Genomic DNA, 26,288 nt, shown 5'->3' on the forward strand with positions numbered 1-26,288 from the left:
CCCCATTCGGCCCGCGGATGAGATGCGAGCGGATGGGCCCCGATAGGGGCGCGGGGAACTGCACGAGCAAGCCCCTCCGGCCCGCAGGCTACGTGTGACCGGCGGAGGCTCGTTCAGGGGCGCGGGGAACTGCGCGACCAGCCCCGCCCGGCCCGCGGAGCACTGCGCCATCGGGGGGACAGCCATGCCCCCAGTGCCACCACCAGCCCCACCCCCACCAACACCCACGCCGCAGCCCACAGCGACGCAGTCAACGCGTCGTACACCGCCCCCGCGGCCCCACGGGAAACCTCCGCGGGCAAGTCGTCGAGCATCACCCCGCGCCCCACCGCGACCCCCACCAGAAGCACCCCCGCCGCCAGCCCCCCACCCAGCCCCGTCGCGACGACCGCCCGCCGCCGGGAAGCGGCGAGGAGGACCCCCGCCACCGCGAGGACCACCGCCGCGACCGGCAGCCACAGCCCCGCCGACCTGAGCACGCCGAAGACCCGCCGCAGCCACCCGAGGTCGTCGGAGGACCGCATCACCGTGACCTCCGTGTGCTTCACGGGGATCTTCGACGCGAACGGCACCCCGTCGTCCGCGAGTTGCCGCTTGATCTGCTCGGTGATGGGCGCGAGGTCGATGGTGACCGCACCGTCGGAGTCATCCCCCCAGGCCCGCCGCACCGCGTCGTACGCCGCCCGGTTCGCCGCGTCCCAGGCCGTCCGGTAGGCCGCCGTCTCCGTGAACGACCGCACCGCGTCCCCTACGAACGCCTCGACCGCGCCCTGGAGCGGCCCCACGTCGATCTCCTTCATCACCGCACCGGTCACCTCGTCCGCCACCGCCGTGCGCACCGCGTCGTCGGAGGCGAGCGGCGCCATCGTGGCGACGTAGCTGTCCCGGTCCCCGATCTCGTACTTCGCCCAGGTGGAGAGCGCGCCGAGCGGGACCAGGAGGCAGGCGAGGACGAGCAGGACGGCGGACAGGACGGTTTTCGGCACCTCTACAGGCAAAGCCCCGGCCGCGTGGCACGCGACCGGGGCGACTGCATATGGGGCAATCCGGAGATGGGGTAATTCGCGCTACTTGCGGTTGTACAGCCGCATCGTCACCGGCCCGAACACCGCCACAAGGAGCAGCGCCCAGCCGAACGTCCACGCCAGCTCCGTCGTCGGCGACGTGCCGTCCATCAGGGCGCGGACCGCGGAGGAGACGTGGGTGATGGGGTTGTTGTTGACGAAGGCCTGGAGCCAGCCCGGCATCGTCTCCGGCTTCACGAAGATGTCGCTGAGGAAGGTCAGCGGGAAGATCACCATCATGCTGACGCCCATCACGGACTTCTCGGTGCGCAGGAGCAGCCCGAACATCGTCCAGATCCAGGAGAACGCGAAGGAGAAGACGAGCAGGACCGCGATCCCCGCCACGACGCCCACGAACCCGCCGTCCGGCCGGAAGCCCATGATGAGGCCGACGGTGAGGATCACCACGGAGGCGATGGCGTAGCGCAGGGCGTCGCCGAGGAGGTAGCCGACCATCGTCGAGGGCCGCCAGATCGGCAGCGTGCGGAAGCGGTCGAAGACGCCCTTCTCGATGTCGGTGTTGACCGAGACGCCCGTGTACATCGTGATCATGACGACGGACATCACGAGGATGCCCGGCAGCAGGTACTGGATGTACTCGCTCGGCGACCCGGCCAGCGCGCCCCCGAAGAGGTACGTGTACATCAGCACCATCATGATCGGGAAGGCCGTGACGTCGAAGAGCTGCTCCGGCACGTGCTTGATCTTGAGCATGGCGCGCCAGCCGAACGTCAGACAGGCGGAGAGCGCGCTCGGCCGCGGCGGCCGGTCGGTGGAGATGAGGAGCTCGGCGAGCGACTCGGTGCGGACGGGCGCGAGGTCCTGCGTCTCGGCGGGGGCGGCGGTGCTCATGCCGTGGCCTCCTTCGTGAGGTCCTTCGTGAGGTTCTGCGGATCGGTCGTGGGGGTGTGGTGGCCGGTGTCCGAACCGGTCAGGGACAGGAAGACCTCGTCCAGGCTGGGCTGGCCGAGCGCGAAGTCGTCGACGGTGATCCCGGCGTGGGCCAGCTCGGCGAGCGCGCGCGAGGCCTGCTCGGCGGCGCCGCGGCCGTTGCGCGCGCCGTCCGTGCCGACGCGGGCGGTCAGGGCCACGGGGTCGGGCTCCAGCTGGACCTGCGCGCCGAGCACCGTGCCGAGGACCCGCGCGGCCTCCTCGCGCCGTGCGGCGTCCCGCAGCCGTACGTGTACGGAGCCCGCGCCGACGGACGCCTTCAGTTCGCCCTTGGTGCCCTCGGCGATGACCTTGCCCCGGTCGATGACGGCGATGCGCGCCGCCAACTGGTCGGCCTCGTCGAGGTACTGGGTGGTGAGCAGGACCGTGGTGCCGTGGCCGACGACCGCGCGTACGATGTCCCAGACCTGGTTGCGGCTGCGCGGGTCGAGGCCCGTCGTCGGCTCGTCCAGGAAGAGCAGGTCGGGGGTGTTCAGGATGGACGCGGCGATGTCGATGCGGCGCCGCATGCCCCCGGAGTAGTTCTTCACCTGGCGGGCCGCCGCCTCGGTCAGGCCGAAGGCCTCCAGGAGCTGCCCGGCCCGCTCGCGCGCCGCCTTCTTGGTGTGCCCGGTGAGGCGGGCCAGCAGGATCAGGTTCTCCGTGCCGGTCAGGTCCTCGTCGACCGACGCGTACTGCCCCGTGAGGCTGACCCGGCTGCGTACGGCGTCGGCCTCGCGCACCACGTCGTGGCCGAAGACGTGCGCCTCGCCGCCGTCGGGCCGCAGCAGGGTGGCGAGCATCTTGACGGCGGTGGTCTTGCCCGCGCCGTTCGGCCCGAGGACGCCATAGACCGTGCCGGCCGGGACGGCGAGGTCGATGCCGTCGACCGCGCGGTTGTCGCCGAAGGTCTTCACCAGACCCGCGGTCTCGATGGCCATGCTGCTCATGTCCGCCCGCTTTCTCGCCGAATGTCTCCGCGAAGGAGTGTCGTCGGGAGGGTAGACCGGGTCCGCCCCGGAAACTCATCGGTCTCCAGTGTGGAACAGGCTCGGGTGGAGCGCTGGGCCGAACGGGTGTTTCCTGGAGAAACGGGCGTTTCCCGGATGTGGGAACGAGGAGGCCGATCATGCGAATCGCTTTGACCCTCGGGGCCGCGTGCGCGGCGGCGGTGCTGACCGCAGGTACCGCCGGGAGCACGGCCGCGGCCACCGCCGCGACCCCCGCCGACAACGACCGCGGAGTCATCTGGGGCACCGTCGTCTCCGGCCCCGACCTCAAGGTGAGGGACCGGCCGGGCACCGACGGTGCGATCGTCGCGAAGCTCCCGCACGGCAGCCAGGACCGCGTCGAGTGCGCCGTCAGGGGCACGACCGTGGTGCACGGCAACGCGGACTGGTACTGGCTGACCGGCGTCCGCGGCTGGGTGAGCGCGGCGTACGTGGACACCCACGGCCGCCACGTCCCGAGCTGCTCCGCCGACCCCTGCCCCCAGTGGCGGGACCGTGACTGCCACCACGACCCGTGCGCGAACCGTGACCGCTGACGCCCAGCCGACACGGGCAAGGCCCCCGGGGCGCTGGCGCCGGTAAGGCCTGGAGGCTGACGCTGGTGGACCCGAGGCCCGGCGCGGCCCGGAGGCTGGCGCTGGTGGACCCGGGGCCCGGCGCCGGTAAGGCCCGGTGACCGGCACCTGCAAGGTCCGGGGGCCCGGCGCCGGTAAGACCCGGTGACCGGCACCTGCAAGGTCCGGGGGCCCGGCACCGCCAAGGCCCGGACACCGGCACCGCCAAGACCCGGACACCGGCACCGCCAAGACCCGGACACCGGCACCGGCAAGGCCCGGGGCCTGGCAGCGCAAGACCCCGGACACCGGCACCGCCAAGGCCCGGTGACCGGCACCTGCAAGGTCCGGGGGCCCGGCACCTGCAAGGCCCGGGGCCCGGCACCGCCAAGGCCCGGACACCGGCACCGCCAAGACCCGGACACCGGCACCGGCAAGGCCCGGGGCCTGGCAGCGCAAGACCCCGGACACCGGCACCGCCAAGACCCCGGACGAACCGGCACCGGATAACGCCCCAGAGAAGGGAACCGTCATGGCACACGCCGCACCCGCCTTCCGCTTCCGCCGCTCCCGTCGCTCGCGGGCCGCGTCCAGCGCTGCCCGCTGGGCCGGTCTCGCCCTGCTCATGGGCGTCGTCTACGGCCTGTGGGCCGGCCTGATCCGGCGCGACGGCGGTCCGCTCACCGCGGGGAGCGCCCTGTTCGGCGTCCTCGCCGGTCTCGTCTTCGCCGTCCTCATGTACGCCCTGCACCGGGCGGCGCCCTCGCTCCCCCGAGAACCGCGCGCCATGGCATGGGCGGCGTTCGCGGGGATCAGCTTCGGCTTCCTGGTCAGCGCGGGCGGGGCGAGCGTGGTGCGGTCCACGGTCTTCGGGCTGGTGGCCGCCGCGAGCGTCTTCGCGGTGACGTTCTACCGCTACTACACGACGGAGTGAGCCAGCCCCGGTGGCGGAACGGCGTCACAACGACTTCAGGTCCACCGCGCGGGCCATCGCCCGGTACCCGGCGTCGTTCGGGTGCAGGTGGTCGCCGCTGTCGTACGCGCGGGCGATCCGCTCCGGGTGGTCCGGGTCGGCGAGGGCCTTGTCGAAGTCGACGTACGCGTCGTACTCGCCCGACGTACGCACCCACGTGTTGAACGCGTCGCTCACGGCCGCCGCGTGCTTGCCGTAGTGGTCGGAGCCGCCGAACGGCAGCAGCGTCGCGCCGACGATCCGCACGCCCTCGGCGCGGGCCTCGCGGATCAGCTTGCGGTGGCCGTTGATGAGCTGCCGGGCGGTGATCCGCGGGGCGGGCTTGTACGTGGGGTGCTCGCCTTCGTAGAACCCGATGTCGTTGACGCCTTCGAGGACGACGACCGTGCCGACACCGGGCAGGTCGAGGGCGTCCCGTGCGAAACGGTTGGCGCTGCGCTCGCCGTACCAGGCCGAGTCGTTGAGGACCATGTTGCCGCCGATGCCCGCGTTGAGCACGGGCCGCCGGTCGTCCGCCTTGGCGAGGCGTTCGGCGAGGGCGTCGGACCAGCGGCGGTTCCGGTCGGTGGAGGAGGCGAAGCCGTCCGTGATGGAGTCGCCGAAGAGCACGACACCGTCCCGCCCGGCCGCACGCCCGGAGCCGCCGCTCACGTCCACGCCCGCGAGGTAGTACCAGGACTCCGACGTCTCGCCGAAGGCCTTGGCGCCGGTGTCGGCGGTGTGGTCGCCGTCCGCGCGGTAGCTGGTGGCGAAGGACTGGGCGTGGAAGGTGGCCGGGCCCGTGGTCTGCGCGAGGTGCAGTGTGACGGTCACGGACTCCAGGGGCGCCACACGCAGGCCGGCGGCGTCGCTGGACAGGTCGGCGCCCGCCGGGATCGTGACCGAGCCCTTCCCGTCGAACGTGAGCCGCCGCACCGAGTCCTTCTCCACCGCGGCCCCCTTCGCCGTCCGCGCGACGGTGGCGCTCTCGATCCGCAGCGGTGAGGCGCCGTACCGGTTGGAGAGCCGGATGCGGGCCCGGTCGCCGCCCTCGGTGACGCGGACGACCTGGCGCAGCGTCTGCCCGGCGAAACCGGCCTCCGACCAGTTGGTCTTGAAGCCGGTGCTCGGCCGTTGCGGGGCGGCGGCCCAGGCGGCCGACCACCCCGCCTCCGGCTTCTTGGCGGGGGAATCAGCGGGCGACATGGCGTGGGCGCCGGTCAGGACGGACCCCGCGGTCAGCGCGAGGGCGGCGGCGGTGGCGACGGCGGTCATACGGGCACGCGAAATCATCATGGTCTCCAGGGAGTTGAGGGGGAAGGGCCCGGTTCTCGGTCCTCGGTTCTCCAAAGATCCACCGGCCACGCGGCACGATCAATGGCGATCCATGGAACGATCACTGCGGTCACGCTTATCGATGCAGGTCACAGGCGCACAGGGGTACAGGGGGAACGTGATGGAACGGCAGGAGCTGGAGACCTTCCTGACGCTGGCCGAGGAGCTGCACTTCGGCCGCACCGCCGAGCGCCTCCTGCTCTCCCAGGCCCGCGTCAGCCAGACGGTGAAGAAGCTGGAGCGCAAGATCGGCGCCCCCCTCTTCGAACGCACCAGCCGGGTCGTACGGATGTCACCGCTGGGACGGCAGCTGTACGAGGAAGTGGCACCGCTGCACGCGCGCCTTGAGGCGGCCGTGGCGCGGGCCAAGGACACCGCGCGGGGCGTGGCGGGCGAGCTGAGCGTCGGCTTCCTCGGCTCGGGCGCGGGCTCGCTGACCGCCCCGATCCTCGCGACGTTCCGCGAACGCTGCCCCGGCTGCGAGGTCGCCATGCGCGAGACGCAGTACCAGGACCCGCTGGGCGCCCTGCGCGGCGGCGAGATCGACGTGCTCTTCACCTGCCTGCCCGTGGCCGAGCCGGACCTGACGGTCGGCCCCGTCGTCATCAACGAACCGCGCGTCCTCGCCGTGCCGCTCGGCCACCCGCTCGCCACGAGGGCTTCGGTCTCCCTGGAGGAGCTGGCGGGGGAGACCTTCTTCGGCGTCGTCAACGGCGCGCCCGCCTACTGGTGGGACTTCCACGTGCCGCGCCGCACGCCGAGCGGCCGCGAGATCCGCCGCGGCCGGGCCGTCGCCGGCTTCCAGGAGCTGATGACGCTGGTCGCCACCGGCCAGGGGATCTCCCCGATGGCCGCCTCCGTGGAGCGGTACTACTCCCGCCCGGATGTCGTCTTCGTACCGCTGCATGACGTGCCCTGCGCCGACGTCGCGCTGGTCTGGCGCACGGGGGGCACCGACGCCCGCTCCGAGGCGTTCATCCGCGCGGTCCGCGACACCGTCGCGGCGAACGGCGGCCCCGCCGCGTACTGACCAACACTCCCCGTCCGCTTCAGGGCCCGGCCACGTCCGAACGGTCCGTGCACAGGGCCCAGATGACGAAGACGCCGAGCGCGATGGAGATGAACGCCCACACCGGCGTGTACGGCAGCCACAGGAACTGCGCCACGACGCCGAGCGCCGCCAGCGCCACGCCGGTCGCCTTCGCCCAGGCCGCGCCCTTGAGGATGCCCCAGCCGGTGACCGCGATGACGAGCCCGAGCACGAGGTGGATCCAGCCCCACGTGGTGAGGTTGAACTTGTAGACGTAGTCGCCGACACGTTCGTACACGTCGTCCTTGGCGATGCCCGCGATGCCGACGAACACGCCGAGGACGCCGTTCACCAGCATCAGGACACCGGCGAACATGGCGCCGCCGGTGGCCCACGGGTTCTCCTCCACCGGGTGGTGGGGGCCCGGCGTCTCCTGGCCCGGCGTGTGGTGACCAGGCGTGTGGTGGCCCGGCGTATGGGGCGTCGCGCTGCTCATGGCCCGCCTCTTTCCTCTGTCACGGACTCACAGCCTGTGACGGCGGGCCGTGCGCGGCGACCGGGCGTACTCCGAACGGGCTACCGCAGATCCGCCGCGACAGCCCCGGCGATGGCGGAGGCCATGCGGCGAATGCCCGGCGAACGGGCCGGGCACGGACGGGACTTGGCCGTGGTCGGCGCCAGGCAGAAGTGCAGGTAGTCGTCGCCGCGGTGGAGCGCGGTGAGGTTCCGCCCGGCCTCCGTGCAGTACGCGGGGTGCCGCGTCTCGTACGACGTGCACGGCAGCTTCTCGGCCCAGGTGTACCGCGCGGACGCCGGGGCCACGGCCTTGCCCGCGTCGGCCACGAGACCTCCGGATGCGCGGGCCCGCGCCTCGTAGAGGGCGTTGACGCGGCGGACCCGGTCGGGCGTGATCGGATCGGGGCCCTGAAGCACCCACACGATGCGCGTCCGGCCCGCTCCCGCGGCGGCGTCGATCTGCCTGACCAGGGCCTTCGCGTCAGCGGCGTACCGGTCGAAGTACTTCTCACGTGCCTTGTCGTACGTGATGCCGTCCATGCACGGCGTGTAGCCCCACGCGTTGCCCCAGAACTGGAGCACCACGTAGTCCGGCCGCTCGGCGCGCACCAGCGCGGCGGCCTTGTCGGCGGCCGGGACGAGGGAGTCCTTTCCGGTGCCTTCGAGGTAGTCGCAGAGGGTGGTGCCGGAGTACGGCGCGCTGCGGTAGCGGGCGCCCAGGCGGTCCTTGAGGTGGGCGCCCAGGACGTCCTGGTTCTCCATGGCCAGGGAGTCCCCGAGATAGAGCACCTTCGTGCCGGGCCTGCCGGCGATCCGCTGCCGGGTGGTGGAGGTCGCCGAGGGCGGCGGCGCGGAGGGCACGCGTTCGGTCCGCGCGGCGCGCGGGGCGTCCGGCACGTCCTGCGGCGCCGCCTCGCCCCCGGATCCCGGGTCCCCGCACCCGGCGAGGAGCAACGCCCCGGCCAGCACTGCCGCCGCCCACACTTTCCTCACCGGCAACTCCCGCCCCAGACAGCTGAAATGACCCCCAGGCAAGCACACGCGCGGCGCCGGGCGGAAGGCATCGGCGTGCCAAGTACGGTCAGGGCCGCGTGGCCTGTTCGAAGTGGCGGGCCAGCGCGCGGAAGGACTCCTTCGGCTCCCAGTGCCAGCGGGACTCGGGGTCGTCGTAGTGGTCCCTGACAGCCTTGGTGAGGCCGTGACTCGCCATGTCGAGGTCATGGCGCGGCTCGTCGGGGTGGTGCGGGAGTTCGGGGGAGACGAAGGTGTAGGCGAGGGCGGCGTGCAGGTTCATGGACTCGAAGACGTCGAAGACGTCCAGGAGATAGGCGGCCTGGGTGGGCTCGCCGCGACGCAGGCCGGCGCTGATCTCCGCGGGCTCCTTGGTCTGGTCGATGGCCTCGTACCAGCCCATCCCGCCGTCCACGGGCGCTCCTTCGTACGTACACGATCCGCACTCGGTGATCGCCATGGGCTTGCCCCAGCGTTGGTACGGAGCCAGGTCCTTCACGTAGGCGGCCTTGGTGCGGTGGTAGCCGTAGTAGTTGACGCCGACGATGTCGAAGAGGGACCAGTCGACCTCGTCGTCGTGGGCCGCGCCGTACGTGAGCGGGCCGTGGAAGACGGAGCGGCCGGTCCTGGCGGCGCGGGCGATGAAGTCGCGGAGCCCGCGCGCCATGGCCTGCGGGTCGAAGTCGCCCTTGAGCAAGTTGTCGACGCGTTCCATGGTGGTGGCGCCGGGCACGATCCCGGGGACGAACAGCACGAATTCGCACCCGACGCTGAGGTGGACCCGCGCCCCCTGGCGGCGCATCCGCTCGGCGTGGCGGCCGACCTCCGCGAGGTGGTCGAGGATGTCGCCCTGCGGTACGTCGGCGAGACGCGGCTGGAGCCAGACGTGCAGGCCGCGCTCGGCGGCCTCGGAGGCGGTCGCGGCGAGGCGCTCGACGCCGTCGCCGAAGACGGAGACGGAGTTCGCGTGGAGGTCCCGCCGGATCGCCCGCACGTCGTGGCGCATGCGGGCCGGGGTCCAGCGGGTGGCGTGGGACTCGCCGTCGCCGACCTGGTAGCAGACACCGCGGTAGGTGAGACCGCGGGGTTGGTCCTGGACCTGGCCCTGGTCCCGGGCCTGCTCCTGCTCCTGCTCCTGGTCCCGGGCAGGCGCGGCCTCGGCCCGCCCGGCCGTCAGGCCCGGCACTCCACCGGCCGCCATCGCCACCGCCCCGGCCCCCGCCGCCGCGAGGAACCGGGCCCTGCTGATCGCTGCGTCACGCACTGCGCCTCCCGTGGTGTGGTGTAGGACCACCAGCCTGGCGGGCGGGTGCCCGACGCCCATCGGCCGAAGGTCTGTGCGACCCCGGCCGAAGGGATGGCCACGGGAGGACCGGAGGCCAGGGCGCCGCGAGGCCGCCCTCCGGGCGACGACGGGAATCGTCAGACAGGCCCTAGCGCGCCACGAACTGCGTGAGGATCGCCTGCACCTCGTAGATGTCGACGCCCTTGGTGAACGTCTTCTGGAGCGGCACCTGGTTGCCGGAGATCCAGATCTTCAGCTCGGCGTCGAGGTCGAAGTGCCCGGCCGTCTCCACCGCGAAGTGCGTGATGCTGCGGTACGGCACCGAGTGGTACTCGACCTTCTTGCCGGTGATCCCCTGCTTGTCGACCATGATCAGCCGACGGTCGGTGAACAGCATGGTGTCGCGTATCAGCAGGTACGCGGCGTGCACCTGCTCACCGTGGCCGAGCAGCCGGGCGTACTCGTTCTGCGCCTTGCCCGGATCGATGGTGTGCGCGTTGCCGAAAAGTGCCATGTCAGGCCCCCCAGTGTGTGGATCCGCTCGGCGGATCGTTCCCCATGCCCCGTGACCTGGACGAGCCGCGGCCTCGGGATCTGGCCCAGCCTAACCGGGGTGGCCGGGGGCAGTGGGGTCGCCGGGGTGATCGTGGTCCGGTGGAAGCTTCGCGCCCCGCGCGAACGCCTCGGCGAAGGCGGCATCGCGGAGGGCGGCTTTCGTGGCCGCCGTGATTCGATCGACGTCCCCTCGCTCGGCGGGCGGCAGTGGGGCGCCGACGCTACGGCGGGCCGCGTCGGCGGTGCCCAGCAGCTGGGCAGCGCGCACGGCGTCACCGCCCAGGGCCGCCGCTCCTGCCAGGCCCTCCAGGGAGAGGGCGAGGGCACGCGGCTCGGCGAGACGCCGGGCGATCTCCAGGCCACGCAGGTGCTCGGCCTCGGCGCGGGTGGCGTCGCCGCGGAGTTCGGCGATGAAGCCCAGCTCCGCGTGGAGCAGGTGGTCGCCGGCGGGGGAGGACACGTCGGCGTGGCGGTCGCGGATGCGGAGCAGATACGATTCGGCGGCGGCGAGATCCCCGGAGCGGCGGGCCCCCAGGGCGAGGCCCATCTCGGCGTGGATCTCGCCGTAGCGGTAGCCCTGGGAGGCGGCGAGGCGCCGTGCCTCCTCGTGCAGCGCACGGGCGCGTTCCCACTCCCGGGTGAGCAGGGCGAGCCGCCCGAGTCCGGACAGCCGCGCGGCGACCTCGGCGTCCAGCCCGAGCTCACGGGCGATGCGCAGCCCTTCGTTCTGGCGGCGGGCGGCTTCGTCGTAGTCCCCCTTGATCTCGGCGAGCACGGCAAGCGGAGCGACGCCCTGCAACTCTCCCCACCGGTCCCCGAGTCCCCGAAACACCTCGACGGCCCGAAGCGCGTCACGCCCCACGGTGTCGAGATCCCCCCGAAGCAAGGCATGCATGGCCCGAAGCGCAAGCCCAGCGGCAAGACCCCACAGATCGCCTCGCTCCTCGGCCCCCCGAAGAACCCGAGAGTTGACGTCCTGACTCGCTCCCAACTCCCCCACACTGAACAGCCCATACCCACAAAACCAAAGGGCCCACAAACCCCCGCCCACAACCGCAGCCCCGTCCCCGTCAGGGGCGCGGCACCCGCACGAACCCACAACCGCAGCCCCCGCCCCGTCAGGGGCGCGGGGAACGGCGCGAGCAACCCCTTCGCACCCGCACGAACCCACAACCTCAGCCCCGGCCCCCTCAGGGGCGCGGGGAACTGCGCGAGCAACCCCTTCGCACCCGCACGAACCCACAACCGCAGCCCCGGCCCCCTCAGGGGCGCGGGGAACGGCGCGAACAACCCCCTCGCACCCGCACAAACCCACCCCCACCTCCACCCCCACCCGCTCCCCGGTCAACAGAGCAAACCCCCTGCCGAGCAACCAAAGCTCCCCCCACAACACCCCCGGCCCACCCCCACCCCCAACCCCCCACACCGCACCAAACGCCCGCCGCCCCTCCACCAACCGCCCCCGAAGCAACCACCACCAAGCCAACGCCACCACCAACCGCCCCGCCTCCCGAGGCCAAGGCCGCCCCACCGCCTCCTCCAACGCCGCCCGAAAATTCCCTGCCTCCGCATCCAGCCGCCCGAGCCCCCTGCCCCTCCCCACCCCGAAGCCCCGCCCCCGCCCGCTCGGCCAACGCCAGATAGTGCCGCAGATGCCGCTCCCGCACACCGCCCAGTTCCCCCGCCTCCCGCAACCGCTCCACCGCATACGCGGCCACGGACTCCAGCAGCCGATACCGGACGCCCACTCCCCCACGGCCCGGCACCACCACCACCAGCGACCGGTCCACAAGCCGCATCACCAGGTGGAGAACCTCCTCACGGCCCACACCACCCCCCGCACACACCGCCTCCGCAGCCTCCAACGTGCACCCATCCCGATGCACGGCAAGCCGCCGCAGCACAACGCGCTCAGGCTCGCTGAGCAACTCCCAGCTCCAGTCGATCACCGCACGCAACGTCTGCTGCCGGGCCGGCGCCCCCCGCTGCCCAGACGTGAGCAACCGGAAGCGATCACCGAGGCGGTCGGCCAACTCCCGTACGCCCAAGCCACGTACGCGCGTAGCGGCAAGCTCCAGAGCGAGCGGAATACCGTCCAGCCGCCGACAGATCTCGGCGACGGCCTCCGCGTCCCGCGGACCGGAGAGCGCGAACCCCGGCGCCGCGGCAGCGGCACGGGCAACGAACAGCTCGACCGCGTCGGCGCCCCGCAGCGGCTCCACCAAGAACACCGCCTCGCCCGTGAGCCCCAACGGCTCCTGACTGGTGGCAAGGACCCGCAGCCCCGGCGCGGCCCGCAGCAGCGCCTCCGCGAGCGCGGCGGCCTGCTCGACGACCTGCTCGCAGTTGTCGAGGACGAGAAGTACGTTGCGGTCCCGCAGCGCGGCGGCGAGGCGTTCGAGGGGCCCGGCGGCGGACCCGGACGCCGGCGCCCCGGCGGGCACGTCATCACGGACCCCGAGCACACCGGCGACGACCTGGGCGAGCCCGGCGACACCGTCCCCCGCACCCTGCCCGGCGAACTCCACGATCCACGCGCCGTCAGAAAACCGCTCACCCCCCACCGCACGCGAGGCGGCCTCGACGGCGAGCCGCGTCTTCCCCACCCCGCCGGGCCCGGTCAGCGTGACGAGCCGCGAGACGTCCAGCAGCCGCTGAAGCTCATCGACGCAAGGCTCGCGTCCCACGAGGGCGGTGAGGGGGGCGGGAAGGTTGGTACGGGGGAGGTCATGGCCCCTACGCTGCGAAGGCGGCCGCGGGGCCGCGGGCGGCTGGGCCGGCAAGGAAGAACCCGGCTCAAGCAAGAGCTCCTGCCGAAGAATCGCATCCCGCAACGAGGTCAACTCGGGCCCGGGATCAACCCCCAACTCCCGCGCGAGCCGCTCCCGTAGCTCCCCATAGGACGCGAGCGCCTCACTCTGCCGCCCCGCCAGATACAGGGCCCGCATCTGCACACCCCGCAGCCGCTCCCGCAACGGATGCCGCCCCACCAGCTCCGCCAACTCACCGATGACGGCAGCATGATCTCCGAAGGCAAGCCGCGCCTCGGCCCGCTCCTCCAGCACGGCCAGGCGCTGCTCGGCCAACCGCTGCGCCGACACACGTACGAACTCCGCGTCCCCGAAGTCGGCATACGCGGGCCCACGCCACAACTGAAGCGCCTCGGTGAGGAGTCCGGCCCGTATCCGAGGATCGGCCTCGCCACGCGCCCCGCCCACCAGCTCACCGAAACGGACCGCGTCCACCTCGTCCCCCGCCGCCGGGTCCACCCGCAGCAGATAGCCCGGCGCCTGACGCACGACACGGTCCCGCCCGACCGCACGGCGCAACTGGGAGACCTTGGCCTGAAGGGCGTTGGCGGGATTACCCGGCGGCCGGCCGCCCCACAGGTCGTCGATGAGCCGGTCGGCGGAGACGGCCCGCCCCTCGTGCACCAACAGATCGGCAAGCAGCGCCCGGACCTTCACCTCGGGCACCCTCACGGGCTCCCCCTCGCCGTCCCACACCGCCAGTGGACCGAGCACCCCGAACCGCATACGGATCACCGTACACACCGCCCACCAGCGGACCCCGGGCCGACCATCAGCGAACCATCAGCACTCCCGAAGCCCTCACGAGCAGAGTCACCACCATGACCACCACAGACCACACACCCACAGCACCCGCACACCCCGCAGCCACGCACCCGGCAACCACGCACCCCGCACCCACAACTCCGGCAGCCGCGCACCCCGCAGCCACCCACAACCCCACAACCACCCCACCCCCCACAACCGCCACCCCACCCCCCACAACCGCCACCCCACCCCCCGACCCGCACCCCCAAAAACTCCCCCTGGCCGCCCTCCTCGCCCTGGCCACCGCCGTCTTCATCACCAGCCTCACCGAGACACTGCCCGCGGGCCTGCTGCCCGCGATGAGCGCCGACCTCGGCGTCAGCGAGTCCGCGACCGGCCAGACCGTCACGATCTACGCCGTCGGTACCGCCCTCACCGCGATACCGCTCACCGCGGCCACCGCGGGCTGGCGGCGCAAGCGGCTCCTCCTGATGGCGATGGCCGGCTTCGCCGCCGCGAACACCGTCACGGCGGTCTCGGGCGACTACATCCTCACGATGGCCGCCCGTTTCATCGCGGGCGTGGCCGCGGGCCTGGCCTGGGCGCTGCTCGCCGGGTACGCCCGCCGCATGGCGCCCGTCCACCTCCAGGGCAAGGCGATCGCCATCGCCATGGCGGGCATCCCGGTGGCGCTCTCGCTCGGCGTCCCGGCGGGCACCTACCTCGGGAAACTGCTCAGCTGGCAGGTGGCGTTCCTCGTGATGACCGGCCTCACGGTGGGCCTCCTGGCCTGGATCGCGGCCCTCGTGCCCGACTACCCCGGCCGGCCGCGCGGGGCGACCCCGCCGATGCTGCGCGCGCTGCGCGTACCCGGCGTGACACCGGTCCTCTTCGTCACCCTGGTCTTCGTCCTCGCGCACACGGTTCTCTACACGTACATCGCGACGTACCTCGACGGCCTCGGCATGGGCGGCTCCACCGACCTCGTCCTCCTGGTCTTCGGCGCCGCGTCCCTGCTCAGCATCTGGATCGTCGGCACCCTGATCCACCGCAGGCTGCGCGCGCTCACCCTCGCCGCCGTGCTCCTGGTCGGCGTGGCGGCGGCCGTGCTGGCGACGCTCTCCGACAGCCCGGCGCTCGTATACGCCGCCGTGACCCTCTGGGGCCTCGGCTGGGGCGGCGCTCCCACCCTCCTCCAGACCGCCGCCGGTGACGCGGGCGGCGACGCGGCGGACGCGGCCCAGGCCATGCTGGTCACCCTCTGGAACGTGGCCATGGCGGCGGGCGGCGTCATCGGCGGAGTCCTCCTCGGCCTCGCCGGCACCTCGGCCTTCCCCTGGACGATCCTGCTGCTCCTGGTCCCGGTGCTGCTCGTGGTCGTCATCTCCCGCACCCACGGCTTCCCGGCCAGGCGGACCGCCACGGACCAGTGAAGCTCTGCCCATGGGTCTGAGATGATCGGGGCCCGAACGAAGGGCTCTACGGAGACCCGCGTCAGGTGGGGTGGGGATGTCGATGATGGTGTTGCTGCTCAGCATGGGGGTGCTGATCGCGGCGGCGGGCCTCGGCGCCGTCGTGTGGGCGGCGCGGGGCGGCCCGCGCTGGGTCCACGGGGTGGCCAAAGCCACCACCGTGGCCGCCGAGTTGGCCGCCGCGGCCACCAAGAACGCGGCCACGAAGAAGGGCCGCGGCGGCAGCGACAATTCCGGGGACTAGCTCTCAAGGCCCAGGGACAAGGGGACCAGTTCTCAAGCCCCCGGGGCAAGGGGACCAGTTCTCAAGCCCCCGGGGCAAGGGGACCAGATCTCAAGCCCTCGGGACAGGGACAAGGGCCGGCCCGGGGCGGCGGTGCAGCGCGAACCCGCCGACCCCCGGCTCCTCCACCCCCGGCAGCAGCCGCATGTCATGGTCGTAGTCACCGCCGACGAGCGAACGGAACGGCACCGTCTCGTCCGTGAACAGCCCGTCGAGCCGCGCCGCGTACGCCTCCCGTACCGCCGCGAACCGCTCCTCGGACAGCTCGTTGGCACCGCACACGGCGAACGGCGGGAGCGGCGCCATGCCCGTGAACCAGAACAGGCCGTGCTGGATCGGATACAGCACATCCGCCATCTCGCCGTGGATGCCCCGGTCCGAGAACGACGTCTCGCGCGCCCCCGCCGTCACCGACACCAGCGCCCGCCGCCCCGCGAGGACCCCCTCGCTGTACGGCGGCGGCACGGCGGCCCCGTAGGCGAACCCGGCCGTGAAGACCCGGTCGATCCAGCCCTTCAGGATCGCGGGCGCGGAGAACCACCACAGCGGGAACTGAAGCACCACCGCGTCCGCCCACCGCACCTTCTCCTGCTCCGCCGCGACATCGGGCGTCAGCCGCCCGCCGAGGGTGGCCTCCTGCGAAGCCGCCATCACGCGCAGCCGGGACCCGGCATCCGGGCCCTCGTAGTCATCGGCGTCGACCGTGGCCTTCCACTTCATCGCGTACAGATCGGACACCCGCACCTCGTGCCCGGCGGCGCGCAGATGGCCGACGGCGAAGTCGGCCAGGACGGCATTGAGGGACAGGGGTTCGGGGTGGGCGCTGACGACGAGGACCTTCTTGGCGTTCATGACGCCACGCTCTCCCGCCCGGGCACCGCCGACCAGCCCCCTGCGCGACGGCGGAACGGCAATCCTGGTACCGGCGGTCCCACCCATACTGGGGTCCATGGACAGTGGCGCGACGCAGGGCGACGGGAGAGACACGGGCCGGGAACTGGGCGGCTTCCTGCGCGCCCGCAGGGCCCGGGTCACCCCGGAACACGTCGGTCTCCCGGGCGGCACCCGCCGCCGGGTACGCGGCCTGCGGCGCGAGGAGCTGGCCCAGCTGGCCGGCATCAGCGTCGACTATTACGTACGCCTCGAACAGGGCCGCGCCACCCAGCCGTCCCCCGAAGTGCTCGACGCCCTGGCCCGAGCGCTCACCCTGGACACGGCGGAACGTACGCACCTCACCACGCTCGCCGGCGCCGAACGCGGCCCGGCGCCGGAGGCCAGGGTCAGCCCGCTGCTGCGGCGCGTCCTGGATGCCGTGGCCGACGGTTTCCCGGCCTTCGCGACCGACCACCGCCTGGACGTCGTCGCCTGGAACGCCCTCGGCGCCGAACTCCTCGGCGGCCTCGCCGACCCGGCCCGCCGCGACCGCAACAACGCGCGCTACGTCTTCCTCGACCCCGCCTCCCGCGACGTGCACCCGGACTGGACCGACCGGGCGGCGGAGGCCGTGGGCCAGCTCCGGGTGGCGGCGGGCCGCTACCCGGACGACGCGGAACTGGACGCACTCATAGCCGAACTGATGCTGCGCAGCGCGGAGTTCCGCCGCATCTGGGACAGCGGGGAGGTGGTGATGTGCGCCTCGGGCAGCAAACGCCTGCGCCACCCGCGGACCGGCATCCTCACCCTGGACTTCGAGAGCCTCCACGTCCCGGCGGCGCCCGGCGAACCCGGCCTGGTGGTGCATGTGTTCGGCGCGGAGGAGGGCACGGAGGAGGCGGCGGCGCTGGCCGACCTGGCCACGAGCCCGAACTCTTAGTACGGCCTGCTCAGCACCCGCCCAACGCAACACCCGCCCAACTCAACACCCGCCCTGCTCAGCGCCCGCCCCGAGGACGACTCTCAGAAGTCGTCGGCACCGTTGCGCAGCTCGTACGTCCAGTAGCCGGTCGCCCACTTCGCCGGGTCCACGGCGATGCCGCCCTTGCCCGGAGCCGCGACGGCGGTCATGCCGCCACCGCCCTGCAACGTCACGGAGAAGTCGGTGACGACCTCGTTGTCCTCATGCGCCCCGCCGTCCGACAGCTTCACGAGGGCGTAGGCGGGGGCACCGGCCTTGAGGACGACGGGCGCGGCGGGCTTGCTCTTGGCGACCGGCGGCACGTTCTCGCGGTGGCTCTCCAGGAACTGGATCTCCGGGAAGCCGGTCATCGCACAGCTGCGGCCCGAGGTGTTCTCGGCGGTGAGGACGATGTGGGTGTACGGCGGACCACCGTGGCGGGTGGCACTGACGGAGACGTCCTTGGTGGTGCAGACGGGGGCGGCGGCGGAGGCCCCGGCCCCACCACTCTTCGCGCCCCGCGCGACCGACCCGTCCGAGCCCTTGGCGGCCCCCACCACGTCCGACGACCCCGCCGACTTCGATGAGGACACCGTGACGGTGGTGTCACCCGAAGCGGCCCCGGCGGACCGCACCCCCGAGCCGTCACCGCCGCAGGCGGTGAGGGAGAGGGCGAAGACGGCGGCGCCGGCGGTGGCGAGGACGGTGGTGCGGCTGCGGAAAGTACGCATGGGAGTTCCCCCGGAAGTCGATACGGAAAGCGCCGAAACAAGCCCACCCCGACCGCTCGGCGACCGCGCTGACCTGCTGACATCCCCAACCCTCCCGCACCCCGCTCACGTCCCCCTGCCGCCCGGCTCACGTCCCGCTGCCGTCCTTCCAGCCCTGCTGACGGCGAAGGAGGTTCGGCGGGAGTGAGTGGTGTGGAGGGCCCCCTAGGAAGGGCGGTGTCCAGGACGCAGACATGCCCCATCAGACTCGGCCTGCATCAGTTCTCCACGTGAGGGCTGCTCAGGGCGGCGCCGAAGTAGCCATTCATGCCGCGTACGGCGATGCCGGCGGCCTTGCCACACAGGTTGACGGAGCCGTTCAGGAGGGGGCCGGACGTCGAGCCGCGGGCGATCCAGAAGCAGCCGTCGGAGTTCTCCGTGGGGGCGCCGACGACCGTCTCCGCCTTGCCGTCCTTGTTCAGGTCGGCGAGGTGGACGGCGGCGCCGAACCCGTCGCCGGCCTCCGCGGTGCCGGGTACGCCCCCGGTGTTCTGGCTGTAACCGGCCGCCTTGGCCGTCGTCAGGCCGGAGGCGGAGCCGTGCAGCAGGACAGCGGTGCCTGCCGAGGCGAGCGACCCGACCGCTTCCTCGGGCGAGCCGACCAGGACGTCGGCGTATCCGTCGGCGTCGACGTCACCGACGCTCAGGGACTGGCCGAACCAGTCACCCCACTCTGCGGCGCCGGGGACGCCCGCCGTGCCTTGGTGGAAGACCTTCGGCTTCTGCCCGGCGGTGATGCCTTGGGCACCGCCATAGAGAACCTGGATCTCGCCGCCACGGTGGGCCGCAGGGGTGGGTGCGTTGAAGTGGGAGTCGTCGCCCCCGATGCCGGTGACGAGGTCGCCGTAACCGTCGCCGTTGATGTCGCCGATCTGCCCCGCATGGCCGTCGGCGTCCGGCAGCTCGATGCCCTGGTTGACGGACGGGTCCTCGGAGTCGGGGGCTCCCTCGTCGAGGGTCACCGGTCCCCGGATGTCGCCATCGGTGGGACCGGCCAGGTAGAAGCGCTCGGCCCTGCCGTCGCCGTTCACATCCCCCATCACCACGCCACGAGCGTTCTTCCGCCACTCCAGGTAGCGGGCGGCGGCCTGGCCAGTGCGGGTGAAGGGGCCGCTGTAGGAGGCGGGACTGCAGCCGGAGCCGATGCCGACCTCCGGGGCACCGTCACCGTTCATGTCGCCGGTGGCGATGGACATGCCGAATCGACAGTAGGTCCTGCCTTCCCCGTACTTGGCCGGAGGGGCGATGGTCGTGCCGCCCTTCAGTCCGCTCGGTCCGCCCCACACCACGGTCACGGAGCCCCGCGACTCGGCCTCGTCGACGTCCTCGCCCGGGGCGCCGACGAGCAGGTCGGCATAACCGTCCCGGTCCAGGTCGGCGCTGCTCACCGTCCTCCCGAAAAGGTCGGACTCCTCGGCGGCGCCGGGGATGTCGGTGGTCGCCTGGGTGATGACCGTGCGGCGGGTGGTGCTCACCGAGGACGCGGAGCCATAGAGCACGACGACCGAACCGGCCTCCTCCACCGTCCCATTGGCGGCACCCGGAGCTCCGATGGCCAGGTCGCGGTATCCGTCACCGTTGAAGTCGTCCTGCACGGCCGCCGTGTTGGCCCCCTTGTAGGGTGCGGCGGCAGACGACGTCACCGGGCTGAGGGTGGCGGCGACGGAAGCGGTGAGCACGGCGGCCGCCGTGACTGCTCTACGCAACGGAACTCCTTGATCGAAAAACAGGTGTCCCCATGACACGTACGCCGGACGAAAGGTTGTACGTCCAGACACGCCAGCACCCCAGCGCCTTCCCCCGCTGCTTCGACGCGCCAGGTCCTTGCTGACACATGAGGCAGGCCCCAGGGCGCAGCTGAGTCACACGCGATTCAGGCGTCCGGCGCCGCTCGGGGCGAGCAGGGTGAGGGCTCTCATGCCGGATCGACGCCGGTGAGCGCCATGAAGCCGCAGGCCAGCGGCATACTGCGGGGCCGCGAGGTGATGAGAGCGTGACACCCGTCCTCGGAACCGTGGTGACGAGCCCTTGTACACGGACTTTTTCGTCTCGAAGCACCTTGAGTGGGGGAGGCACTGCCTTGGGTCGGAGTGGCGCATACCTGCACTGATGGCCACAGACGTTCGCGCTCGTCCGCCGTTGTTGGTCAGCGTTGCCAGGCGGGTAGTCGCCTCAACTTTGGAGGTAAGGGCAGCGAGTCGAACCGCAGGTGGGGCAGAATTGGCTGACTGCACATGCAGCATGACTGACCAAGGAGAGTTTAGTGGCGAGTGAAGTGGAAATTGTTGAAAAATTCAAATCCGCCCAGAATGCGCTCGTAATTCAGGCGTCCGATCTGTCGCTGGAGACAGTTTCTCAGATGGCGCAGACTGGAGCCATCGATGTATCTCCTCAGTTTCAAAGGCGTGAGCGTTGGGATGTTCGTCGCCAATCTGCGCTCATTGAATCCTTTTTGCTCAATGTGCCAGTTCCTCCCGTCTACCTGTCGGAGGACGATTATGGAAGCTACTCGGTGATCGACGGGAAGCAGCGCATTACAGCCATCCGTGATTTCATGACCGATCGATTCCCTCTAAGTCCTCTTGACAGGTTCGATGAAATTAGCGGGCTGAAATTCTCGGAACTTCCTAGTCAGCTTCAGAACTCACTCACCGTTCGCCCGTATATTCGCGCCATCACGATCCTTAGGCAATCCGACCGGTCGACTAAATACGAGGTATTCCATCGTCTGAACTCGGGTGGCGAGCCGCTCAATGCGCAAGAGATTAGAAACGTCATCTATCGGGGCGCACTGAATGATCTTATTATGGAGTTGGCGGAAGCCCCCTTCCTTCGCAGGCAGCTTAAGATCCGGGACAATAAATCGTCGGCCTATAATCTTATGACCGATGCCGAGTTCGTTCTTCGGTACTTTGTTCTTGCCGAGGAGTGGCAGAGCTTCTCTGGTGACTATCGCCATTCCATGGATGCCTTCATGGAGCGTAACGCTGGGATCAAGAAGAGCCAAATCGGTAGCTTGAGATCTCAGTTCAAAAGGGCTCTTGACTCTTGTGAAGCAGTCTGGGGAGAGTACGCTTTCAAGCGGCCAGACGGTCAGGGCTGGCGCGACCAGATGCTGGCAGGCATGTTCGACGCGCAAATGGTCGCTGTGACGCTGGCCGACGAACGGCGTATTGCCTCAATGATTTCAAGGAAGAGTGAGGTTCTGCAGGGTACGCGCGCTTTGTTCACGGATCCGCAGTTCGACAATTCTGTCAGGGTATCCACTAACACCGCTTCACGTGTGCAATATAGAATTGACAAGGTCTGGGACCTGGTCTCGTCCTTCTAGGGAGAGGTCGAGGCTCCAGTAATGTTTTGTCATGATGCTTTGCTTCGCAGGGTTGAGGCAATACAGAAGGCGGCCAGTGATCCGATTTTGATCGACCGTTTACTGACCGATGCTGAGCACAACGACAGGGCCAAGCTGCTGAGGAACGGCCTAATGGTTGTTGCGTTCACCTCTCTGGAGGATTTCATTCGCGCCCGAACCGGCGAACTGCTCGATCTTGTCAGTAGAACAGTGGTCCCATTCTCTGATCTCCCTGCACTCCTGCGGGAAGCTGCCACGATGGGTGCAATGAAGGCTGCTCGAGCTCGAGCGGAGATGGCTAAAAACTCGGGCGAAGACGCTTTGGCTTTGTTGCAGGCTGCTGCTAGCCACGTGGCTAGTACTGCTGGAGGTCCACTGCAGCTAAGCCGCTACAGCCTAGGGTACCTAGGGTCGAATGTGAGCAGTTCAGAGATTGCAAGTATTCTCACTGCGTTCAACGCTCAGGATGCATGGAACGAAATATCACGCGTAGCGAGCCGCTGTGGCGCGGGTAGCCTGCCATTGAAGTCGGCGTACGATCAAGCTATGCGTCTTCGTCACACCGCTGCGCATAATCCGGAAGCTAACGTACAGCCGCAAAATTTGCTGGACTTCTGCACCCAAGCGGTCTCTATCGCTCTTGGGTTCGATGTAATTGCGAGTAGAGCTGCGAGGATGCTCCGAGACGGAGACGCCGAAATCTTGGCTGGTAAGGTGAAAATTTCGGACGCTTTAGAGATTAGATTTCTCGACGATGAGCCGAGAGGGCATGTTGAGCGGCGAGAGACGGTACAGCGCGCGCTTAGCGTGACAAAGGACCCGCAGGTGGCTTTGCAAAAAGCTGTCCAGGGCGCTGGTAGATTGCGCTCTCCAGTGGTATTGCGCGACAGGAGTGGCCTGCCCCGGAACTGGGTTATTACTGATTCTTGACCTTGTGAGAGATCGGTGTAGCAAGCCACGACGAGTATTTCGCTGATGCCGCGCGGTGCGGGCAGCCGGCGGAGCGGGACAGGCAGGAGCACAGGCCCGGTGGTCGGCTGGGCCGCGAGTGGAGAGCGGAGCGAGCTGCCTTGAAAGCAGTGGAGGAAGTTGTAACTCAATCGGTCTGATGAGGCTCAACAGCCGGTGTCTCCCTGGGGGTTGACTGCCCTCGGGTGATTCCAATCCGCAGGAGCACAGCCCGTCTCGTCCGGTTTCGGGGCAGTGGCGGCCCACTTGGTGGTCGTCGTGTCTGCGTGACCTGTAGCGGCTTGCCCTGGAGGGGCGGCGTACCTTGATTACGTGGCGAACGATGACTTGGGGCGGACTCTCCGGCGCCTGCGCCGTCTGGCCTCATTGACACAGGAGGACTTGGCCGAGCGCTCGGGCGTGTGCGTGGATGTGATCCGGCAGCTTGAGCAGCGGCGGAAGCATTCGGCGCGTCTGCCCACGCTGCACGCGTTGGCGAATGGTCTCGGCGTGGAACTGACGACGCTGCTTGGAGACCCACCTGCCGTCTCCTCCACCGGGGAGAACGACGGGCCACGCTTCGTGGCGGTGCGGCGCGCCATCATGCCTGCGCTCGGGGGCCCGGAGCCGCAGTCGCCTGGGCCCGGCTTCTCGCTCGCTGTCCTGCGCGAGCAGGTCGCGGAGGGCTGGACTCAGTACCACGCGGCCGAGTTCGACACGGTGATGAAGGCGCTGCCCGACATGATCTCGGATGCGCGCGCGGCCACCGTCCTGGGCGACGGCGACGGTGATGCCCAGGGTGCCGGTTTCGCGGCGCTGGGCAAGGCACTGCAGCTCGCTGGGCACGTCGCCGTACGGATGGGAAAGACCGACCTCGCTTTGATCAGCCTGGAGCGGGCCATCGACGCAGCGGATCGCTGCGGTGATCCCTTGCTGCGTCCCATAGTCGTCAACTCCGTTGCGTGGACGTATCAGCGGCAGGGCCGGCTCGACGATGCCCTGAGCATTGCCCTGCATGCCGCGGATGCCACCGCGGACGGTGGCCACACGAACACCGCCGACGGCCTGAAGGTCTGGGGTGCGCTGACCATGTCCGCGGCCACATCGGCCGCGCGCAGCAACGACTACGAGCGGGCAGCCGCCTTGATGGCGCACGCCGAGGAAGAGGCCGCCCGTGTGGCCAAGCTGCCGCCTGGCAGCGACAGCCGCATGGTCAGCGTGTTCAGCCCGTCATCGGTACGCATCGAGCGCGTCCGGCTGGCCGTGCAGTACGGCCACCCGCAGGAAGCCTTGGCGCTGGCCAAGGGCATGCGCCTGGGCAAGGAAGTGCCCGCCTCTTGGAGGACGTGGCTGCTGTTGGATGTGGCCCGGGCGCACACCGACCTCGGCGACGCGGCCGGCGCGGTGAAGGCCCTGGAGTCACTGCACCGCGTGGCGCCCACGTGGATGCAGCACCACACCTTGGCCGTGGCCATCGTGCGTGACCTGTGGGCGCTCCCCAACCACCCGCCGGGTCTACGGCCCTTGGCGGAATCCCTGGGAGTCGCCGAATAGCGTCGCGAAAGTAGGACGCGACGTCCCTGTCACGCTGTGTGAAAGAACGATTCCATGTGGAAGACAACGTCCCGAGGCAGGCACACGTCCGGCCCCGGGGCATGGCCGACCACCAAGGAGTCGACATGGCCGACAACGCGGACCGGACGCCGACCGCGGAAAGCACAGCCCTGGCCCCAGCCTCAGTCCCGGTGACGGCACTGAGCGCGTGGTTCGCGCACAGTCAGTCCGCCCCCGAGCATGCCTTCTGGGAGTGGAAGGAATCCGGTGTGGCGCTGCTGCCGCTCGGAAGCCGGTTCGACGCGGTCCGCCTTCCCGAGGCGCTGGTGCAGGCAGCCGTGGGTGCCACCGCCCCGCAGGAGGCCGCCGCCCGCCTCGCCCGGATCGTCGTGGGACCTGTCATCTACGACGGCCGCACGCTGGGCGGCAGTTACTACGCCCTGACGAAGCCGTCCCGTGCGCGCGCGTGGCAGCACCAGGACAGCGCACCGCGCCTGAGCAGCGGCACCTACCTCGGCGTACCCGGGCTCGACCGCACAGGGCCCCCCGGCACGTACTGGCTCGTGCGCCCGCGCTTCGAGGGCGACCTCTGCGAACCCGCGGCCGTGGCGGCCGTCATCGACCTCGGGTGGCACGCCGGTGGGGGAGAGGCAGTGGTGAGGGGGTAGACGTCGCTCCCAACGGCACGCCGCCGTGGGCAGCTCTTATTGCTGGACATCAGTGGTGTGGTGCATGCGTGGACCGGCTCCGAGGCGTTTGCGCAGGCCTAAGTAGGCGATGAGTCGTGATGCCATGGTCGGTGCGGGCTAGAGGTTCGGGCACCGCCCGACGAAGCTGTTCACTCCAGCCCGAGGAGCTGGCCGGGCTCCGCCGCTGGGGCATCGACGTCCAAGCGCTGAGGTTTACGGTTCGGTGCGATGAGCCGGTGCGCGCCCGGCGACACTCGCCGGACAAACCGGACGATCAGTGTTCCGACGCGAATCTGGCACGCGACAACTGATCATGATGGACAGCAAAAAGGCCCGGGTCGATGACCTGGGCCTTCTTCGTGGAGCGGGTGACGAGAATCGAACTCGCACTCTCAGCTTGGGAAGCTGATGTTCTACCACTAAACTACACCCGCGAAAACGCACCGCCAGAAGCGGTTGCGTACCGTCGCACACTCTACCTCATCACCGGCCCCCGGCGCCCCCGCCGCGGGGCCCGCCCGCTGTCCGGGACGTGGATGCGCCGTGCGGCGGGAGGGAGTTGGGGCGTACCGTGGGCGGACCGTCGATGGGCCGCGCCTCTGGTCGTGCCGCTTGAAATGGCGCCCCTTTCGTACCGTAATGTGGGCTTTCGTCGTCGGCTCGGAAACGGGTCTCAGGCGTACGAGTTCACACACGGCTTTGGGGAAGGGACTCGAGGACTTGATGGAGCGCACCGTCGTCCGATGTGCCGAAGGGCACGTGTTCAGCACCGCGTCGTTCCCGATGCAGCAGGCCGACCGGCTCGGGCCCGGCCGGCTCATCCGGTGTCCGCGCTGCGCCCGGCTCCGGCACGCCGTGCCGGTGGCCTTGCAGAAGCAGTAACGGCAGTAACGGCAGTCACAGCGGTAGCAAGCAGTAACGGCAGTAACAGCGGTAACAGCACAGGGCGCGCGGGGCTTGCCGTCCATGAGATTGTGGCGGGCCCGCGCGCTCTGCGTATCCTCGGTGCGTGCTTCTCTCAGACAAGGACATCCGGGCCGAGATCGACTCCGGACGGGTACGGATCGACCCGTACGACGAATCCATGGTGCAGCCCTCGAGCATCGATGTGCGGCTGGACCGCTACTTCCGGGTGTTCGAGAATCACCGCTACCCCCACATCGACCCCTCCGTGGAGCAGGCCGACCTGACGCGGCTCGTGGAGCCCGAGGGCGACGAACCGTTCATCCTCCACCCCGGGGAGTTCGTGCTGGCCTCCACGTACGAGGTCGTCGGCCTTCCCGATGATCTCGCCAGCCGGCTGGAGGGCAAGTCCAGCCTCGGGCGGCTCGGGCTCGTCACGCACTCCACCGCAGGGTTCATCGACCCCGGGTTCTCGGGGCACGTGACCCTGGAGCTGTCGAATCTGGCGACCCTGCCGATCAAGCTCTGGCCGGGCATGAAGATCGGGCAGCTCTGCCTGTTCCGGCTGACCTCGCCCGCCGAGGAGCCCTACGGCTCGGAGCGGTACGGGTCGCGTTACCAGGGGCAGCGCGGGCCGACCGCCTCCCGGTCCTTCCTCAATTTCCATCGGACACAGGTGTGACA

The 26,288-nt window shown here is 70.2% G+C and carries 22 protein-coding genes, 1 tRNA gene and 1 pseudogene; 11 read left to right on the forward strand and 13 right to left on the reverse strand.

What is annotated here, in order from left to right:
- Window positions 1-113: 113 nt before the first annotated feature.
- The 3 genes from KKZ08_RS20130 to KKZ08_RS20140 all read right to left on the reverse strand — a co-directional run bounded on the left by KKZ08_RS20130 (window position 114) and on the right by KKZ08_RS20140 (window position 2,944).
- Window positions 114-986 (reverse strand): hypothetical protein, encoded by an 873-nt coding sequence (locus tag KKZ08_RS20130; RefSeq protein ID WP_223775780.1) that lies wholly within the window; start codon window positions 984-986, stop codon window positions 114-116.
- Window positions 987-1,067: 81 nt separating this feature from the next.
- Window positions 1,068-1,916, reverse strand: a complete 849-nt coding sequence (locus KKZ08_RS20135) for an ABC transporter permease (protein WP_223775781.1) — start codon at window positions 1,914-1,916, stop codon at window positions 1,068-1,070.
- Window positions 1,913-2,944 (reverse strand): ATP-binding cassette domain-containing protein, encoded by a 1,032-nt coding sequence (locus tag KKZ08_RS20140; RefSeq protein ID WP_223775782.1) that lies wholly within the window; start codon window positions 2,942-2,944, stop codon window positions 1,913-1,915. The genes KKZ08_RS20135 and KKZ08_RS20140 overlap by 4 nt, the downstream gene beginning before the upstream one ends.
- Window positions 2,945-3,123: 179 nt before the next feature.
- On the opposite strand from KKZ08_RS20140, the gene KKZ08_RS20145 reads away from it, so the two are divergent.
- Together KKZ08_RS20145 and KKZ08_RS20150 are read left to right on the forward strand one after the other, a co-directional pair.
- The gene (locus tag KKZ08_RS20145; RefSeq protein ID WP_223775783.1) at window positions 3,124-3,540 is read left to right on the forward strand and encodes an SH3 domain-containing protein; all 417 of its coding nucleotides are present in this window, start codon (window positions 3,124-3,126) and stop codon (window positions 3,538-3,540) included.
- Window positions 3,541-4,090: 550 nt separating this feature from the next.
- Window positions 4,091-4,492: a hypothetical protein gene (locus tag KKZ08_RS20150; RefSeq protein ID WP_223775784.1), complete on the forward strand. Its 402-nt coding sequence runs from the start codon at window positions 4,091-4,093 to the stop codon at window positions 4,490-4,492.
- A 24-nt stretch (window positions 4,493-4,516) separates the two neighbouring features.
- On the opposite strand, the gene KKZ08_RS20155 is transcribed toward KKZ08_RS20150, so the two are convergent.
- Entirely contained in the window at window positions 4,517-5,803 is a 1,287-nt protein-coding gene (locus KKZ08_RS20155; protein WP_223779121.1) for an SGNH/GDSL hydrolase family protein, read from the reverse strand.
- 163 nt (window positions 5,804-5,966) lie between these two features.
- Here KKZ08_RS20155 and KKZ08_RS20160 point away from each other — a divergent pair, with 163 nt between their 5' ends.
- Window positions 5,967-6,875, forward strand: a complete 909-nt coding sequence (locus KKZ08_RS20160; protein ID WP_223775785.1) for a LysR substrate-binding domain-containing protein — start codon at window positions 5,967-5,969, stop codon at window positions 6,873-6,875.
- A 19-nt stretch (window positions 6,876-6,894) separates the two neighbouring features.
- Here KKZ08_RS20160 and KKZ08_RS20165 read toward each other — a convergent pair whose 3' ends face one another.
- From KKZ08_RS20165 to KKZ08_RS20185, 5 genes and pseudogenes are all read right to left on the reverse strand, one after another.
- Complete coding sequence (locus KKZ08_RS20165) at window positions 6,895-7,251, reverse strand: hypothetical protein (protein WP_223779122.1); 357 nt, start codon at window positions 7,249-7,251, stop codon at window positions 6,895-6,897.
- 200 nt (window positions 7,252-7,451) lie between these two features.
- Complete coding sequence (locus KKZ08_RS20170; RefSeq protein WP_223775786.1) at window positions 7,452-8,384, reverse strand: SGNH hydrolase domain-containing protein; 933 nt, start codon at window positions 8,382-8,384, stop codon at window positions 7,452-7,454.
- An 88-nt stretch (window positions 8,385-8,472) separates the two neighbouring features.
- Window positions 8,473-9,666, reverse strand: coding sequence for an abortive phage infection protein (locus KKZ08_RS20175; RefSeq protein WP_223775787.1), 1,194 nt, complete (start codon window positions 9,664-9,666; stop codon window positions 8,473-8,475).
- A gap of 169 nt (window positions 9,667-9,835) precedes the next feature.
- The gene (locus KKZ08_RS20180; RefSeq protein ID WP_127911138.1) at window positions 9,836-10,201 is read right to left on the reverse strand and encodes a PH domain-containing protein; all 366 of its coding nucleotides are present in this window, start codon (window positions 10,199-10,201) and stop codon (window positions 9,836-9,838) included.
- A gap of 90 nt (window positions 10,202-10,291) precedes the next feature.
- A pseudogene (locus KKZ08_RS20185) lies at window positions 10,292-13,778 on the reverse strand (BTAD domain-containing putative transcriptional regulator).
- 95 nt (window positions 13,779-13,873) lie between these two features.
- Here KKZ08_RS20185 and KKZ08_RS20190 point away from each other — a divergent pair.
- On the forward strand, window positions 13,874-15,232 hold the full coding sequence (locus KKZ08_RS20190) for an MFS transporter (RefSeq protein WP_223775788.1): 1,359 nt from the start codon (window positions 13,874-13,876) through the stop codon (window positions 15,230-15,232).
- A gap of 76 nt (window positions 15,233-15,308) precedes the next feature.
- A complete protein-coding gene (locus KKZ08_RS20195) occupies window positions 15,309-15,515 on the forward strand; it encodes a hypothetical protein (protein WP_223775789.1) in 207 nt (68 codons plus the stop codon).
- Window positions 15,516-15,605: 90 nt separating this feature from the next.
- Here KKZ08_RS20195 and KKZ08_RS20200 read toward each other — a convergent pair whose 3' ends face one another.
- The gene (locus KKZ08_RS20200) at window positions 15,606-16,406 is read right to left on the reverse strand and encodes an NAD(P)H-dependent oxidoreductase (protein WP_223775790.1); all 801 of its coding nucleotides are present in this window, start codon (window positions 16,404-16,406) and stop codon (window positions 15,606-15,608) included.
- Window positions 16,407-16,503: 97 nt separating this feature from the next.
- Here KKZ08_RS20200 and KKZ08_RS20205 point away from each other — a divergent pair, with 97 nt between their 5' ends.
- The gene (locus tag KKZ08_RS20205) at window positions 16,504-17,367 is read left to right on the forward strand and encodes a helix-turn-helix transcriptional regulator (protein ID WP_223775791.1); all 864 of its coding nucleotides are present in this window, start codon (window positions 16,504-16,506) and stop codon (window positions 17,365-17,367) included.
- Between the two features lie 83 nt (window positions 17,368-17,450).
- Here the strand turns inward: KKZ08_RS20205 and KKZ08_RS20210 are convergent, their stop codons facing one another.
- Window positions 17,451-18,119, reverse strand: coding sequence for a DUF4232 domain-containing protein (locus KKZ08_RS20210; protein WP_223775792.1), 669 nt, complete (start codon window positions 18,117-18,119; stop codon window positions 17,451-17,453).
- Window positions 18,120-18,376: 257 nt separating this feature from the next.
- Window positions 18,377-19,864 (reverse strand): FG-GAP-like repeat-containing protein, encoded by a 1,488-nt coding sequence (locus tag KKZ08_RS20215; RefSeq protein ID WP_223775793.1) that lies wholly within the window; start codon window positions 19,862-19,864, stop codon window positions 18,377-18,379.
- A gap of 557 nt (window positions 19,865-20,421) precedes the next feature.
- Here KKZ08_RS20215 and KKZ08_RS20220 point away from each other — a divergent pair.
- The 3 genes from KKZ08_RS20220 (at window position 20,422) to KKZ08_RS20230 (ending at window position 24,680) form a co-directional block, all read left to right on the forward strand.
- A complete protein-coding gene (locus tag KKZ08_RS20220; RefSeq protein WP_223775794.1) occupies window positions 20,422-21,489 on the forward strand; it encodes a DUF262 domain-containing protein in 1,068 nt (355 codons plus the stop codon).
- 1,302 nt (window positions 21,490-22,791) lie between these two features.
- The gene (locus KKZ08_RS20225) at window positions 22,792-24,012 is read left to right on the forward strand and encodes a helix-turn-helix domain-containing protein (protein ID WP_223775795.1); all 1,221 of its coding nucleotides are present in this window, start codon (window positions 22,792-22,794) and stop codon (window positions 24,010-24,012) included.
- A gap of 125 nt (window positions 24,013-24,137) precedes the next feature.
- Window positions 24,138-24,680, forward strand: a complete 543-nt coding sequence (locus KKZ08_RS20230; protein ID WP_223775796.1) for a hypothetical protein — start codon at window positions 24,138-24,140, stop codon at window positions 24,678-24,680.
- Between the two features lie 381 nt (window positions 24,681-25,061).
- Here KKZ08_RS20230 and KKZ08_RS20235 read toward each other — a convergent pair.
- Window positions 25,062-25,135 (reverse strand) — tRNA-Gly (locus tag KKZ08_RS20235).
- A 289-nt stretch (window positions 25,136-25,424) separates the two neighbouring features.
- Between KKZ08_RS20235 and KKZ08_RS20240 the strand changes: the two genes are divergently transcribed.
- Both KKZ08_RS20240 and dcd read left to right on the forward strand, forming a co-directional pair.
- On the forward strand, window positions 25,425-25,583 hold the full coding sequence (locus tag KKZ08_RS20240) for a hypothetical protein (protein ID WP_223775797.1): 159 nt from the start codon (window positions 25,425-25,427) through the stop codon (window positions 25,581-25,583).
- Between the two features lie 127 nt (window positions 25,584-25,710).
- Window positions 25,711-26,286, forward strand: coding sequence for a dCTP deaminase (gene dcd / locus KKZ08_RS20245; protein WP_223775798.1), 576 nt, complete (start codon window positions 25,711-25,713; stop codon window positions 26,284-26,286).
- Window positions 26,287-26,288 lie beyond the last annotated feature (2 nt).

This window comes from Streptomyces sp. 135 (genome assembly GCF_020026305.1).
Classification (GTDB): domain Bacteria; phylum Actinomycetota; class Actinomycetes; order Streptomycetales; family Streptomycetaceae; genus Streptomyces.

What these genes read in the sequence shown, in the direction of transcription:
- KKZ08_RS20135 (WP_223775781.1), bottom strand. Translation starts at nt 1,916, where the DNA reads ATGAGCACCGCCGCCCCCGCCGAGACGCAGGACCTCGCGCCCGTCCGC.
- KKZ08_RS20140 (WP_223775782.1), bottom strand. Translation starts at nt 2,944, where the DNA reads ATGAGCAGCATGGCCATCGAGACCGCGGGTCTGGTGAAGACCTTCGGC.
- KKZ08_RS20145 (WP_223775783.1), top strand. Translation starts at nt 3,124, where the DNA reads ATGCGAATCGCTTTGACCCTCGGGGCCGCGTGCGCGGCGGCGGTGCTG.
- KKZ08_RS20150 (WP_223775784.1), top strand. Translation starts at nt 4,091, where the DNA reads ATGGCACACGCCGCACCCGCCTTCCGCTTCCGCCGCTCCCGTCGCTCG.
- KKZ08_RS20155 (WP_223779121.1), bottom strand. Translation starts at nt 5,803, where the DNA reads ATGATTTCGCGTGCCCGTATGACCGCCGTCGCCACCGCCGCCGCCCTC.
- KKZ08_RS20160 (WP_223775785.1), top strand. Translation starts at nt 5,967, where the DNA reads ATGGAACGGCAGGAGCTGGAGACCTTCCTGACGCTGGCCGAGGAGCTG.
- KKZ08_RS20165 (WP_223779122.1), bottom strand. Translation starts at nt 7,251, where the DNA reads ATGTTCGCCGGTGTCCTGATGCTGGTGAACGGCGTCCTCGGCGTGTTC.
- KKZ08_RS20180 (WP_127911138.1), bottom strand. Translation starts at nt 10,201, where the DNA reads ATGGCACTTTTCGGCAACGCGCACACCATCGATCCGGGCAAGGCGCAG.
- KKZ08_RS20190 (WP_223775788.1), top strand. Translation starts at nt 13,874, where the DNA reads ATGACCACCACAGACCACACACCCACAGCACCCGCACACCCCGCAGCC.
- KKZ08_RS20195 (WP_223775789.1), top strand. Translation starts at nt 15,309, where the DNA reads ATGTCGATGATGGTGTTGCTGCTCAGCATGGGGGTGCTGATCGCGGCG.
- KKZ08_RS20200 (WP_223775790.1), bottom strand. Translation starts at nt 16,406, where the DNA reads ATGAACGCCAAGAAGGTCCTCGTCGTCAGCGCCCACCCCGAACCCCTG.
- KKZ08_RS20205 (WP_223775791.1), top strand. Translation starts at nt 16,504, where the DNA reads ATGGACAGTGGCGCGACGCAGGGCGACGGGAGAGACACGGGCCGGGAA.
- KKZ08_RS20210 (WP_223775792.1), bottom strand. Translation starts at nt 18,119, where the DNA reads ATGCGTACTTTCCGCAGCCGCACCACCGTCCTCGCCACCGCCGGCGCC.
- KKZ08_RS20230 (WP_223775796.1), top strand. Translation starts at nt 24,138, where the DNA reads ATGGCCGACAACGCGGACCGGACGCCGACCGCGGAAAGCACAGCCCTG.
- KKZ08_RS20240 (WP_223775797.1), top strand. Translation starts at nt 25,425, where the DNA reads ATGGAGCGCACCGTCGTCCGATGTGCCGAAGGGCACGTGTTCAGCACC.